Source organism: bacterium (genome assembly GCA_040756715.1).
Classification (GTDB): domain Bacteria; phylum UBA9089; class UBA9088; order UBA9088; family UBA9088; genus JBFLYE01.
The window spans coordinates 3,216-3,913 of record JBFLYE010000038.1 but is presented as its reverse complement, the minus strand read 5'-3'; the positions used below and the strand labels follow the sequence as shown (position 1 = coordinate 3,913).

The 698-nt window shown below is 37.7% G+C and carries 1 protein-coding gene and 1 pseudogene; both read right to left on the bottom strand.

Annotated features, from left to right (window positions below; translation table 11 throughout):
* Positions 1-166 (bottom strand): annotated as a pseudogene (gene tsf, locus AB1397_01400) (elongation factor Ts).
* On the bottom strand, positions 147-698 hold a 552-nt coding region (rpsB, locus tag AB1397_01395; protein ID MEW6481654.1), incomplete at its 5' end, for a 30S ribosomal protein S2. The pseudogene tsf and the gene rpsB, both read right to left, overlap by 20 nt.

The following is a 698-nucleotide window of genomic DNA, read 5'->3' as shown; positions in this document are numbered from 1 at the left end:
CCTTTGCACTTCTTCCCTCAAGCTTTTTACTTCCTGCCTTTCCCTTTTCGCGAAGGATAACAATTGCCTTTTCAATATTGCCTTCTGCTTCTTCTAAGGCAGCCTTACAATCCAAGATTCCCGCAAATGTTTTTTCCCTTAATTCCTTAATCAGGGCTGTATTCAATTTCGCTTATAACCTCCTCTTTTTCTTTTACCTCTTCTCTTTTTATTTCTTTTTCTTCTATCTCTTCAACCTTTTCTTCCTGTGGTAACCCTTCTTTTATATTTCTTCCCTCAATAACAGCATTAGCTATACAGGATGTGATAAACCTTATTGAACGGATAGCATCATCATTCCCCGGAATGGGATATGTAACCTTATCTGGGTCTCCATTTGTATCAACAATAGCAATGGTTGGAATTCCCATTTTTCTTGCCTCTTCAACGCATATTTTCTCTCTTGCTGAATCAACAATATATATTGCAGAGGGAAGCTCCTCTAGCCCCTTTATTCCTCCTAGATTACGGACAAGCCTCGCATATTCTTTTAGCAATTTTGTTCTTTCCTTCTTTTGTAGGCGATTGAACTCGCCATTCTTCTCTTTTTCTTCAAAATCAATAAGCTTCCATATACTTTTTCTAATTGTAGAAAAATTTGTAAGTGTGCCTCCCAGCCATCTATTATTAACATAAAAAGCCTCACACCTTTCTGCCTC